The organism is Aquimonas voraii (assembly GCF_900101825.1).
GTDB lineage: Bacteria > Pseudomonadota > Gammaproteobacteria > Xanthomonadales > Xanthomonadaceae > Aquimonas > Aquimonas voraii.
In genome coordinates, this window is the sequence record NZ_FNAG01000005.1 from 59,552 (window position 1) to 71,605 (window position 12,054).

Here is a 12,054-nt window from a genome sequence, read left to right on the forward strand (position 1 = left end):
GGGTCAGGTCTAGCAACGTAGCATCGTGGTGCCGTCGGAGGTAGGCGCGGCGGCGGGTTTCGAAGCTGCACACGGCGCCGCTGATGCAGGCGAAGCGGCAGCGGCTGTCCAGCGCGGCGTGGTAGGGCGCGGTGTAGTCGCCATAGCTGTGGCCGGCGATGCCGACCCCATCATTTACACGCTCGAAGCGCATGAGCGCTTCGCCGAACGCTTTGCGCCGCTGTTCCAGCGGCATGCCGCGGGCGAGTTGGTGTTGGCGGTGACCACGGTCGCCGTGGCGGAAGTGCTGACCGGCCCCTTGCGGGCGGGGGAGGAAGCGCTGGCCAAGCGCTACCGCGGGCTGCTCGAGAGCTGGCGGGTGGTGGAGCTCAGCAGCGACATCGCCGAGAGCGCGGCGCGCCTGCGCGAGCAGTACGGCCTGAAGCTGCGCGATGCGATCCAGCTGGCCAGCGCATTGGCGATCAATGCCGAGGCGCTGGTCACGCACGACCGCGATTTCGCCCAGGTGCGCGGCATGCGCGTGTTGGGCTGAGCTGTCCACATCGCATTGCCTGCGCCGCAGGCAGCGGCGGCCGCAACAGGTGGATGGCTCGCGGCGGCTCTCAGGCCTCGCTGCGCCGCCCCTGCTTTCCGAGGCCTGCGCACTTCTTCTCCACTTCGATCTGCTGGAACAGCTCGACCAGCTGCTGCGCGTTGTTGCGCCACTGCCGGTGCTCGACGACGTAGCGGCGGGCGCGTTCGCCGACTTCGCGGATCTCCTCGGGCTTCAGGGCCAGCAAGGTCTCCAGGCAGGCCTGCATGTCGCCGCGCGGGAACAGCCAGCCGGTGACGCCGTGCTCGATCACTTCGGCGATGGGGCCGTAGTCGGGTGCGACCACGGGCACGCCCATGGCCATCAGTTCGAACAGCTTCATCGGCGAGCCGTAGGTGTTGGAGTCAGGCAGCACCGAGACGTCCATGGCGGCGATCAGGCCGGGCACCTGCGCGTGCGGCACGGCGCCGGTCAGCACGGCCTGCGCGCTCACGCCGTGCTGCTGCAGCGAGGCCTCGACCTGCCTGCGGGTCTTGCCGTCGCCCACCAGCAGCAGGCGCAGGTCCTGGCGCGCCGCCAGCTGCGGGGCGGCGGCGTCGATGAAGCGGTGGATGCCGTGCCATTCGACGAAGGCGCCGAGGTAGCCGCAGACCAGGTGCCCGTCGACGCCGAGGCTCTGGCGGATGGCGCGGCGGTCGGTCTTTTCGGGGTCGAAGCGGGTGATGTCGGCGGCATTGGGGCTGACGATGCAGGTGGCGAGGCGGCCGTGCGCGGCCAGCACCTGGTCGCGGAAGGCGCTGGAGACGAACACCAGGCCGTCGCAGCGGGAGAACACCCAGGCTTCGATGCGCCGCGCCAGGCCGCGCATCAGCAGTGGCCGCACCCGCGGCATCACCGCCGAGTCGTTGACTTCGAGCACGATGGGCACGCCGCGCCGGCGCGCCAGCCACACGCCCGCGAACAGGAACAGCGAGTAGCGCTCGTAGATCCACACGCCGGGCGCGCGCTTGAGCCGCGCGCGCAGCCGCCACCAGGCGACGCCGTTGTAGAGCAGTTCGAGCAGCTCGAACAGCCACTCGGGCGCGCGCGCGGCCACCGCCGACAGCAGGCGCGAAAGCCGGCTGGGCGCAGGCGCGGCGCTGCCGGCCGCGGTCTCTTCCGGCGCTTCGGGGTGGGCGCCGGGCAGCGACAGGATCTCGACTTCGAAGCCGAGCTGCCGCAGCGCCGCGGTGACGCTGCGGATGTGCACGCCCTCGACGCTGCGGCCGCGGGTGCGATGGTGGTAGAGCACCTTGTCAGTCATGGGGCGTGTTCCGATACGGCGGCCTGGAGCAGGGCTTCGAGGCGGTCGACATTGGTCTGCCAGCTGAAGGATTCGGCGTGGCGACGGATGCGGGCGCTGTCCCAGTGGCGGGCGAGTGCCGCCGCGATCGCGGCGGCGAAAGCGGGCGGCTGCTGCGGCGGGGCACGCAGGCCGGCGAATTCGGGCGTGACTTCGCGGATGCCCGGCAGGTCGCTCACCACCACCGGGCGTCCGCAGGCCATGGCCTCCAGCACGACGTTGGGCACGCCCTCGGCGTGGCTGGGCAGCAACAGCAGGTCGCAGGCCGCCAACCACTGGCCGATCTGCGCATGCGGCTGTCGGCCGAGCCAGCGCAGGCGCGCGCTCAGGCCATGGCGGCGAGCCAGGGCTTCCATGGCGGCGCGGTCTTCGCCTTCCCCGATCACGATGCAGTGCTGCCAGTCATCGGAGGGCAGTTGCCGCAGCGCTTCGACCAGGTCCAGCACGCCCTTGCTGCGCTTCAAGTTGCCGATGTAGAGCAGCACCCGATCGGCGGCCGGCAGATCCAGCGCGCGTCGCGCCTCGGCGCGGTCGGCTGGCGCGAAACGCTGCAGGTCGATGCCGTTGTAGAGGGTGTGCAGGCGCTGTGCCTCCACGCCATGCGCGTGCAGCTGGTCGGCCAGGTCGCGGCTGACGGTGAGCACTGCCGTGCTGGCGGCCGCGGCCTGCACCACCTGGCGACGCCGCGCCGGCGCCTGGCACTGCACGTTGACGTCGCTGCCGTGCGCCTTCAGCAGCACCGGCAGGCCGAGCTGGCGCGCCAGACGCACGGCGGCCACGCCGTCCGGGTAGAGCCAGGTGGCGAGGATCACGTCCGCGCCCCAGTGCTGGAACCGGGGCAGGGCGCGCCACAAAGAGAGCCAGAGGCTGAAGGCATAGCTCGCCCGCCACAGGCCCGGGGTGTAGTAGTACGGCACCGGCGTCACCGTGATGCCCTGGTAGTCGTGGCTGCCGCGCGCCGCGCGCCGATGCCGCCACCAGCTGCGCCAGGCCACCGGCACCACCACATGCACCGGATGCCGCTGTGCCAGCCGGGTCAGCTGGGCAGCGTTGAACAGGCCGCGGCCGGGCTCCCAGGGCAGGGGAAAGAGGTTGGTGATGACCAGCACCCTCACGCACGCCCTCCGGCGGTGATCCATGCCGCGGCGGCAGGGGCTGCGAGTGCTGTCGGCGAACTGGATCGGGCACTGGCGGGTTTGAGGCGCACCTGCGCGGCGACGCCGCTGGCGCCTGCCCTTCGCTGCTGTCGCCGGATCGCGCTGCCGACCACCATGCCGCCCAATTCCCCTCGGGCGCGGGGCGCCCCTGTGTGTCCGGATGCACGGCGCCGAGCCCCGTCTGCCGGAGGGGCGCGGACCGCCTGGGCCCGCAGGCTCGCCCGCGGACAGCGCCGGATTCTAGCTGCAAACTGCTGGCGCCATCACATTTATGAGGTGATGATTCGCACTCTTCAATCGCCGGGCGCCGCCCGGCGCGGATCCGGTCCGCGACGGGTGCCCCGCATGAAACGACTGACAGAGTTCGAACCGCGCCTGGCCCGCCGCATGGCCACGGCGGCGCTGTCGAAGCTGCTGATGTTGTGGCTGTGGTCTGCCACCGAGCTGCAGGCGGGCGTCGTCGGCGAGGGCCCACAGGGCTTCGACAACGGGCAGCGGCGGGCCTGCACCGGATTCACCGCCACCGACGCGGCGGTGATCTGCGTGCGCGCGGGCGCCGCGGCCGGCGGCCTCGGCACGGCGGGGGCGCCGCTGGCAACGCTGACGGCGGCGATCGCGGGCGCCAAGGCCGGCGATACCGTGCAGGTCGCGGCCGGCACCTACCGCGAGAACGTCGCGTTCGGCCGCTTCAACGCACCCAGCAGCCTGTGCCTGCAGCTGCTGGGCGGGTTCAGCGCGGACTTCAGCCAGCGTGATGCCGGCACGCACCGCAGCGTGCTCGACGGCCAGGCTGGCAACCCGACGGTGCAGCTGCACCTGCAGGGCAGCGGCAGCTGTGTGCTCGATGGCTTCGAGATCACCGGCGGCGTGGGCCTTGGCACCACCTGGCAGGACGGCAACGGCAACGGCGGCGGCGTGTACGCCAGCCTCAGCGATGGCGCCAGCCTGGTGATCAGCCACAACCGCATCCACGGCAACCGCACGCGTCAGCACACCAGCATCGATTCGCGCGGCGGCGGCGTGTACGCCCGCAACAGCGGCAGCGGCCTGCTGCGCATCGAGGACAACGTGGTGGAGGACAACCTGGCCGGCAAGGGCGCAGGCATCACCGTCAGCGGTCGCCAGGCCCGCGTGCTGCGCAACCGCATCGCCAACAACACCGCGCACAACGACCATGGCGGCGGCCTCTATGTCTCCACGGCCAGCACCGAGATCCAGGCCAATGTGATCGTCGGCAACGTGGTCGGTGCGACGGTGGGCTACGGCTGGGGCGGCGGCGTGCTGATCGCCGCGGCAGGGGCGGCGATGGAGCGCAATCTGATCAGCGACAACTCCGCCTCGGGCCCGGGCTCGGGCGTGTTCTGGGACGAAGGCGCCGAGGGCAGCATGCGCCACGACCTGCTGGTGGCGAACCGCTGCCCCGGCGACAGGCGCAATGGCGCGGCCCTGTATGTCGACGGCGGCCCGGGCGGCCCCTCGCGGGTGACGGCCGAACACCTGACCATCGCCCAGCATGTCTGCCCGGCGCCTGCACCCGGCGGCGCGGCCATCCTCGTTGAGGCCAGCTCGACGCTGACGCTGAAGAACTCGATCCTCTGGGGCAACACGCGCGAATTCGTCAGCTACAGCGGCGGCAGTTATGCGATCAGCTACTCGATCACCGCCCAGGCAGGCACTGGCAACCGCGCGCTGGATCCGGGCTTCGTGTCGCCAGCGACGGGTGACTATCACCTGCAGTCGGCTGGCGGTCACTTCAGCTCCGGCGGCTGGGTGGTGGATGCGCGCAGCAGCCCGGCCATCGATGCCGGCGACCCGGCCTCGCCCCACGCCGCCGAGCCTGCGCCCAACGGCGGACGGGTGAACCTCGGTGCCTACGGCAATACCGCGGAAGCCAGCCGCAGCTTTGTCGACGAGAACTGGCTGTTCGGCAGCGGCTTCGAATAGCGAACTGCCGCAGTGCGGGCAAAAAAAAGCCGGCCCTGCGTGCCACAGGGCCGGCGGTGACGCCGAAGGTAAAGAACTCGGTGAACGAGCGATAGCCAGAGCCCAGCCGGCGGAGCACCGGCCCGGGTCGAGCGAGACAACTCGCGTCGACATCTCCCCTACTCGCAATCCGGGGCTGGAATCGATCAAGGCCCCTCAAGATTTTTCTGGCCCGGCCGGCGGTGCGTCTGCGGGCGGTTTCAGCCTGCGCCTGAGGTCGAGGACAGGGCGACTTCGCAACTCAGGGTGGGCGCACGTTTCCCCCTCTCCCCCGACCCCTCTCCCACCAGGGGAGAGGGGAGCTCAGGCATCGCTCCGCACCGATGGGATCCAGGCATACGAAGCCGCATTTTCGACACCGGCAGAAGAGCGGCTTCAAGCCCCTCTCCCCTGGTGGGAGAGGGGTTGGGGACAGGGGGAAAAGCATCGCCGCGAGCGTCCGCCCTCTGTCCCACGAGGGAAGTGGGCGGAACGCCTTCGACATGGGCAGGGCCAGCGTCCTGGAAGCCCTCGCTCCCGTCAGTCCGCAGGCTGCGTGCGCGCAGGCCGGTTTGCCGCGCGCGCAGACACGCCGGAGGCGGGCCGCATTCGGCACAATGTGCGACCCATCACAGATAGCTGGACTCATGAGCGCGCCGATCTGTCCCGAACTCGAACTGCCCTGGGCCCAGGGCCTGCCCTGGCGCGTGGATGCCGGCGGCGAGCTGCTGGTCGGCGGGCGTCCGCTGTCGCGGGTGGTCGCTGCGATCGGCCGCACGCCCTGCTACGTCTACGACCGCAGCCGGCTGAGCGCGCGTGTCGCGCAGCTGCGCGGCCTGCTGCCGCCAGCCGTGCATCTGCACTACGCGGTCAAGTGCAACCCGATGCCGGCCCTGGTTGCGCACATGGCCGGGCTCACCGACGGGCTGGACGTGGCCTCGGTCGGCGAGCTGCGGGTGGCGCTCGATGCCGGCATGGACCCGCAGCACGTCAGCTTCGCCGGCCCGGGCAAGAGCGATGCCGATCTGAAGCAGGCGCAGGCCGCGGGCATCCTGATCAACATCGAGAGCTTCCGCGAGCTGCGCGCGCTGGCCGAGGCCAGTGCCGCCAGCGGCGAGGCCGCACGCGTGGCGATCCGCATCAATCCGCCCTTCGAGCTGAAGGCCTCGGGCATGCGCATGGGCGGCGGCGCCAAGCAGTTCGGCGTGGATGCCGAGCAGGTGCCGGCCCTGCTGGCCGAGATCCGCGCGCTCGGGCTGGCCTTTGAAGGTTTCCACCTCTACGCCGGCTCCCAGAACCTGAAGGCCGAGGCGATCGTGGAAGCGCAGACCAAGAGCTACGAGCTGATCCTCGGCTGGGCGGATCAACTGCCGGCGCCGGTGCGCAGCCTGAACCTCGGCGGCGGCTTCGGCATCCCGTACACCCTCAGCGACATGCCGCTGGATCTCGCGCCTGTGGCCGACTGCCTGCTCGGCCTCGCCGAGCGCTGCGCCCGCGATTTCCCGCAGGGCCATCTGGTGCTGGAGCTTGGCCGCTATCTGGCGGGCGAGGCCGGCGTCTACGTGGCGCGGGTGATCGACCGCAAGATCTCGCGCGGCCAGGTCTTCCTGGTCTGCGACGGCGGCATGCACCACCACCTGGCCGCCAGCGGCAACTTCGGACAGGTGCTGCGCAAGAACTATCCGGCCATGGTCAATGCGCGGCCCGGCGAGCGCGAGACCGCGAGCGTGGTCGGCCCGCTGTGCACGCCGCTCGACCTGCTCGCCGACCGCGCCGACTTGGGCGTGGCGCAGGCGGGGGATCTGGTCGTTGTCTTCCAGTCCGGCGCCTACGGCAAGACCGCGAGCCCGCGCGAGTTCCTGGGGCATCCCGAAGTGGTGGAGGCGCTGGTGTGAGCCCGGCGCGGCAGCCGCTTGGCGGTGCCGGGGATGCCCTCGCTACGCGAATGGTGCACCCTAGGCCGCTTCGTTCCGCACGCCGACTGCCGATGGACCCTACCGAACACGCCCGGGAACTGTTCTTCAAGGCCCTGGATCATCACCAGCGCGGTCGTCTGGACGAGGCTGAAACGCTGTATCGCCAGGCGATGGCGCTGGTGCCCGAGCGGGTCTCGGTGCTGACCAACCTGAGCGCGGTGCTGGTGCTGAAGGGGCAGCAGGCGGAGGCGCGCGCGTTGGCCGAGCGTGCCCTCAGCCTGGAGCCGGACTGCGCCGAGGCCCATGCGATCCTGGCCGAGGTGAAGCGCGGCCAGCAGGGCCCGGAGGTAGCGCTGGCCGAGCTTGAGCGCGTGCTGGCGCGTTCGCCCGAGGACCCCGAACTGCACTTCCACCGCAGCGCTCTGCTGGCTGAACTTGGCCGCTTTGACGAGGCGCTGCAGGCCAGCGCCCGCGCCCTGGAACTGCGCCCCGACCACATCGGTAACCGCGCCCACCATGCGCTGCTGATGGCGAGCGCGGGCGATGGCGCCGGCGCGCAACAGGCCTTGGGGGCGCTGCTGCGCGAGGACTCGCGTCCGCTGGCGGTTGGCGAGGCCTGGGCCGGGCTGCTGCTGCGGCGCGTCGCCGAGGCGGCGGGGACCCTGCCCGATGCGGTGGACACGGCCCTGCTGGTGCGTGCGCTCGATACGCCCTGGGCGTCGACGCGCCGACTGCTTGAGCTGGCCTGCCGGATCCTGCAGGCCGATCCACGCACCGGCCCCTGGCTGCAGCGCGTGCGTGACGCCTGGCCGCAGCCGCTGTCGCCGCACAGCTGGTCGGACCTGCGCCTCGGCAGCGCGATCTACAGCCAGCCGCTGCTGCGCGCGCTGCTGCGGCAGCCGGTCATTCCGGATGCCGACCTGCAGCACCTGCTGCTGCAGGTGCGCGGCATGCTGCTGGAGCGCGCCGCACGCAGCAGCGTCGCCGCGCCGCTCGACGATGCCCAGCTGTCCTTCCTGTGTGCGTTGGCCGCCCACGCCCTGCGCCAGCATCACGTCTGGCCGGTGCCGCAGGACGAGCAGGCCCGCGTCGACGCCCTGGCCGAACGCCTGCGTCTTGCGCTGGCGCAGGGCGAGCCCTGGCCGTCGGCGTGGCTGCCGGCACTACTGGCCTATCGGCCGCTGTCGGCGATCGCTGCCGCCGATGCGCTGAAGACCCGCGCTGGCCCCGCGCCGGTGCAGGCCCTGCTGGCGCAGGCGGCGGCCGATCCCGGCCCGCTGCCCAGCCTGCGTTGGACGCATCTGCCCACGCCGCCGCGCGGCCTGGCCCTCGCGGACTATCTGGCCGAGCGCATAGCGCCCTTCACCCTGCCGCGCCTGCCCAAGTTGGGCGAGCCGCGGGTGCTGGCGCTGGCCGCTGGCGGCGGCGAGTGGGCCTTAGAGCTGGCCGTCCGCCTGCGCGGCGCCAGCATCCGTGCGCTCGACACCGATGCCCGCGCCGCCGCTGCGCTCGCCGAACAGGCCCAGCGCCTCCGCTTGCCGCAGCTCAGCGTGGCGCAGGGCGGGCTCGAAGCCGCCGGAGCGGGTGGCTATACGGTCATTGACAGCGGACGCCTGCTGCTGACGCCGGGTCTGCTGCAGGCCCGATTGAACGAGCTGCGGCCCTGGCTGGCCCCGCGCGGGCTGCTGCGTCTGCGCGTGCCCAGTGCACGCCTGCGTGGCGCGCTGCAGGCCGCGCGGCAGTGCCTTGCGCACGCCGGACTGGAGCCCGGTGAGGCCGACCCGCGCATCCTGCGCGCGCGCCTGCTCGAATTGCCGGCGGAGCATCCGGCCGCCGCGCTGCGCGCGCTGCCCGAGTTCCACAGCCTGGGTCCCTGCCAGAGCCTGCTGTGCGATTGGGATGCTGGGCCGCTGGGCCTGCTTGAACTGATCGCCGCGGTGCATGCTGCGGGCCTGCGCCTGCGCGGCCTGGAACTGGGCTTCGACGAGCGCGCGGCGCTGCCCAAGAAGGGGCCGCTACCCGCCGACCTGCCGGCCTGGGCGGCGCTCGAGGCCGCGCATCCGCGCATGTTCCGCGACTTCTACACGCTCTGGGTCAGCCCTTAGGGTGGGCGATCGCCCAGCGGATGCTTGACCCCCGCGACAGTTCTGAGGCTTCGCACGGCCGTATCGCCGTACTGCCTCGTCGTCGCTTGGAGCGAAGGGGCCGAGCCTTGCCTCAGCCTTGTGGCATGCGCAAGCCTGCATAGGGTGGGCCCTGGCCCACCATGCGCCGAACGCTTGCTTGGGACACCGGCACTCGCGATCCCGCCCCAGGGACCGCATCGCGGCTGTGCCCACCGTGCCGCCGTGCGCGAGCTTGCAGGCAGCAGCGCTCAATCCTCGTTGAACTCGCGTCCCTCGGCTTCCGCCTGGATGCGCGCGCGCTGGATCTTGCCGGTGTTGGTCTTGGGCAGGCTGTCGCGGAACTCGACTTCACGCGGGACCATGAAATCCTCGAGCTGGCTGCGGCAGTGGGCGATGATCGCGCGCGCATCGAGCGCCACACCCTCGGCCAGCACCACCACCGCGCGGATCGCGCGGCCCAGGACTTCATCCGGCACGCCGACGACGGCGGCTTCCTTGACGCCCGGCAGTGCGTACAGCGCGGCTTCGACTTCTTTCGGCGCGACCTTCTCGCCGCGCGACTTGATGATGTCGTCCTTGCGCCCGACGAAGTAGACGAAGCCGTCCTCGTCCATGCGGAACAGGTCGCCCGTGTGCAGCACCTTCTCCCACGGGTAGCGGCCGGGCTTCAGCGCCTTGGCGGTGGCTTCCTCGTTGCGCCAGTAGCCCTGCATCACATGACCGCCGCGCACGACCAGCTCACCCACCGTGTTCGGCGGCAGCGGCCGGCCTTGGTCGTCGGCAACCCAGATCTCGGTGCCGGGAATGGCGATGCCGACGCTGTCCGGGCGACGCGCCAGCTCGGCCGGCGGCAGCCAGGTGCAGCGCTTCGACTCGGTCATGCCGTACATCGAGAACACGCGGGCGTTGGGGAAGATCTCCTGCAGCTTCAGGATGTGCGCCGGCGGCAGGGCGGCCGCGGTATTGGTCAGGAAGCGCACGGGGGCCACCCACTCCGGCTTCAGGCTCTTCATCTGCACCAGCATCGCGGCGATCGTCGGCACCAGCGGGAAGCCGGTGACGCGCTCGCGCTCGAGCAGCGGCAGCACCTTCTGCGGGAACGCGAAGCTGCGCTCCAGCACCAGGGTGTAGCCCTTCAGCACCGCCATCAGCAGCTGGTAGAGGCCGTAGTCGAAGGCCAGCGGCAGCACGCTCAGCACGACCTCGTCCTCGCTCGCTTCCAGATACGTCGTGATCGAGGTGGCGGCGTGCAGAATGTTCTTGTGCGTCATCATGACGCCCTTGGGGTTGCCGGTGGACCCCGAGGTGTAGACCAGCATGGCCAGGTCGATATCGATGCCGCGCGGCGCCGTCGGCAGCCGTGCAGCGGTCGAGTCGAGGAAGCCGTTCCAGCCCAGACCCAGCGCGCCGAGATCCGACTCGGCCGTCGCGTCCATCACCACGATGCGACGCAGGCTGGGGGTCTGTGCGGCGGCTTCCAGCGCGGCCGGCAGCAGGCTCAGCTGGGTGATCAGCACGCTGGCTTCGCAGTTGCCCAGCACGAAGGCCAGCTTGTGCGCCTTGGTGGTCGGGTTGATCACGCTGAACACGCCGCCGGCGCGCAGGGTCGCGAAGATCGACACGCAGGTTTCGATGCGGTTCTCGGCGAACACCACGCAGCGCTCGCCGTTCGCCAGCTGCGCCTTGTGCATCAGGGCCGCGGCGCAGCGCTCGACGGCGGCGTCGAAGCCGGCGTAGTCGAGGCGCTCCTCGCCGCAGACCAGGGCGGTGTGCCGCGGACGGCGCGCGGCGGCCTCGCGCAGGAAGGCCTCGAAGCGCTTCATGGGGCTCAGGCTCCGGTCTTGCGGCCGATGTAGCGCACCAGGGCGCCGACGCCGTCGATGTTCTCCGGCAGCACTTCATCGTCGTCGACGGTGAAGCCGTAGGTCTCCTCCAGCCAGGTCACGAGGGTCAGCACGCCCATCGAATCGATGATGCCGGCCTCGAACAGGCTGGTCTCGGCGGCCAGCGGCGTGTCGCCAGCGGTGGGGAAGGCATCGGCCAGGAAGGCGCGGACCTGGGTTTCGATCGGGCTCATGCAGGTGTTCCGGATGTGCGGGCCGTCGGCCCATGCGTGTGAAGGGATCGGCAACGCGGCCGCGCGTGGCGGGCAGGCGCGGGTTCCGGGCCGATCGGATCCGGCAGGCGGTGCCGGGGCGCGGAATGCTAGCACTCAGGCGGCATCCGGCTTGGCCAGCGGCGGCTCTTGCGGCGTTGCGGGCGGGGCGGCCGCGGCAGCCTCCGCAGCCTCCGCCGACGGCTCGCCCGGCCGCGGCAGCACGCCGACCCGGCGCGCCGGGCTGCCGGCGACGATGGTGTAGGGGGCGACGTTCGCGCTGACAATGCTGCGCGCGGTGACGATGCTGCCCTCGCCGATCTCGACGCCGGGCAGGATCATCGCATCGGCGCCGATCCAGACATTGTCGTGGACGACGATCGCGCGCACGTCCTCGTCGGCGGGCGGCGCGCCGGCGAGACGCGCGGCCGGGTCGCTGGCGTGGCCTGAGGAATCGCGGAAGCTAACGCCGCTGGCGACCTGTACGTGGCGGCCCAGGCGGATCTCGCGGCCGACGACGAAGCTCACCGCATGGCCGATATCGCTGTAGTCGCCGATGTGCAGCTTGGGCCGCGCCACGAAGCTGGCCGCGAACTTGAGGCTCAACTTGCCGTTGAACTGCACGTAGTCGCCAAGCACCAGCTCGCCGCGGCCGGTGACCCAGGGCACATAGATGCCAGCGGTGACGCCGCGCCCGAAGCGGGTGCAGTAGGCCTTCAGCAGGGGCTCGGCAATGAGCTTGCCGCGCACGAAGAAAACGATCGCGCGCAGGCCGAGGAACAGCCACAGCATCGGCTTCACCACCAGCTTCGGCGCCGGCAGGGTGAAGTGCTGCAGGTGCCGCTTGGTCGAGCGCAGCGCGCGCGCCAGCGGATGATCGGCGCGCGCGGCCCAGTGGCGCAGGGAAGACAGGCTCATCGATGC

At 71.3% G+C, this 12,054-nt stretch carries 9 protein-coding genes; 4 read left to right on the plus strand and 5 right to left on the minus strand.

Annotation, left to right across the window (positions count from 1 at the left end):
* Nucleotides 1-118 precede the first annotated feature (118 nt).
* Nucleotides 119-532, plus strand: a complete 414-nt coding sequence (locus tag BLP83_RS10165) for a type II toxin-antitoxin system VapC family toxin (RefSeq protein ID WP_176764117.1) — start codon at nucleotides 119-121, stop codon at nucleotides 530-532.
* A gap of 70 nt (nucleotides 533-602) precedes the next feature.
* Here the strand turns inward: BLP83_RS10165 and BLP83_RS10170 are convergent, their stop codons facing one another.
* On the minus strand, nucleotides 603-1,835 hold the full coding sequence (locus BLP83_RS10170; RefSeq protein ID WP_091242174.1) for a glycosyltransferase family 4 protein: 1,233 nt from the start codon (nucleotides 1,833-1,835) through the stop codon (nucleotides 603-605).
* Complete coding sequence (locus BLP83_RS18305; protein ID WP_176764118.1) at nucleotides 1,832-2,989, minus strand: glycosyltransferase; 1,158 nt, start codon at nucleotides 2,987-2,989, stop codon at nucleotides 1,832-1,834. The genes BLP83_RS10170 and BLP83_RS18305 overlap by 4 nt, the downstream gene beginning before the upstream one ends.
* Before the next feature lie 387 nt (nucleotides 2,990-3,376).
* Between BLP83_RS18305 and BLP83_RS10175 the strand changes: the two genes are divergently transcribed.
* The 3 genes from BLP83_RS10175 to BLP83_RS10185 all read left to right on the plus strand — a co-directional run bounded on the left by BLP83_RS10175 (nucleotide 3,377) and on the right by BLP83_RS10185 (nucleotide 9,014).
* Nucleotides 3,377-4,975 (plus strand): right-handed parallel beta-helix repeat-containing protein, encoded by a 1,599-nt coding sequence (locus BLP83_RS10175; protein ID WP_176764119.1) that lies wholly within the window; start codon nucleotides 3,377-3,379, stop codon nucleotides 4,973-4,975.
* A 665-nt stretch (nucleotides 4,976-5,640) separates the two neighbouring features.
* On the plus strand, nucleotides 5,641-6,888 hold the full coding sequence (locus BLP83_RS10180; RefSeq protein WP_091242178.1) for a pyridoxal-dependent decarboxylase, exosortase A system-associated: 1,248 nt from the start codon (nucleotides 5,641-5,643) through the stop codon (nucleotides 6,886-6,888).
* A 92-nt stretch (nucleotides 6,889-6,980) separates the two neighbouring features.
* Nucleotides 6,981-9,014, plus strand: a complete 2,034-nt coding sequence (locus BLP83_RS10185) for a tetratricopeptide repeat protein (protein WP_091242181.1) — start codon at nucleotides 6,981-6,983, stop codon at nucleotides 9,012-9,014.
* A 269-nt stretch (nucleotides 9,015-9,283) separates the two neighbouring features.
* On the opposite strand, the gene BLP83_RS10190 is transcribed toward BLP83_RS10185, so the two are convergent.
* From BLP83_RS10190 to BLP83_RS10200, 3 genes are all read right to left on the minus strand, one after another.
* Entirely contained in the window at nucleotides 9,284-10,858 is a 1,575-nt protein-coding gene (locus tag BLP83_RS10190; RefSeq protein ID WP_091242183.1) for a class I adenylate-forming enzyme family protein, read from the minus strand.
* A 5-nt stretch (nucleotides 10,859-10,863) separates the two neighbouring features.
* The gene (locus BLP83_RS10195) at nucleotides 10,864-11,112 is read right to left on the minus strand and encodes an acyl carrier protein (protein WP_091242185.1); all 249 of its coding nucleotides are present in this window, start codon (nucleotides 11,110-11,112) and stop codon (nucleotides 10,864-10,866) included.
* 135 nt (nucleotides 11,113-11,247) lie between these two features.
* The gene (locus BLP83_RS10200) at nucleotides 11,248-12,048 is read right to left on the minus strand and encodes an acyltransferase (protein ID WP_091242188.1); all 801 of its coding nucleotides are present in this window, start codon (nucleotides 12,046-12,048) and stop codon (nucleotides 11,248-11,250) included.
* Nucleotides 12,049-12,054 lie beyond the last annotated feature (6 nt).

Excerpts from the sequence above, each read along its gene's own strand:
- BLP83_RS10170 (WP_091242174.1), bottom strand. The coding sequence starts at position 1,835 with ATGACTGACAAGGTGCTCTACCACCATCGCACCCGCGGCCGCAGCGTC.
- BLP83_RS10175 (WP_176764119.1), top strand. The coding sequence starts at position 3,377 with ATGAAACGACTGACAGAGTTCGAACCGCGCCTGGCCCGCCGCATGGCC.
- BLP83_RS10180 (WP_091242178.1), top strand. The coding sequence starts at position 5,641 with ATGAGCGCGCCGATCTGTCCCGAACTCGAACTGCCCTGGGCCCAGGGC.
- BLP83_RS10185 (WP_091242181.1), top strand. The coding sequence starts at position 6,981 with ATGGACCCTACCGAACACGCCCGGGAACTGTTCTTCAAGGCCCTGGAT.
- BLP83_RS10190 (WP_091242183.1), bottom strand. The coding sequence starts at position 10,858 with ATGAAGCGCTTCGAGGCCTTCCTGCGCGAGGCCGCCGCGCGCCGTCCG.
- BLP83_RS10195 (WP_091242185.1), bottom strand. The coding sequence starts at position 11,112 with ATGAGCCCGATCGAAACCCAGGTCCGCGCCTTCCTGGCCGATGCCTTC.
- BLP83_RS10200 (WP_091242188.1), bottom strand. The coding sequence starts at position 12,048 with ATGAGCCTGTCTTCCCTGCGCCACTGGGCCGCGCGCGCCGATCATCCG.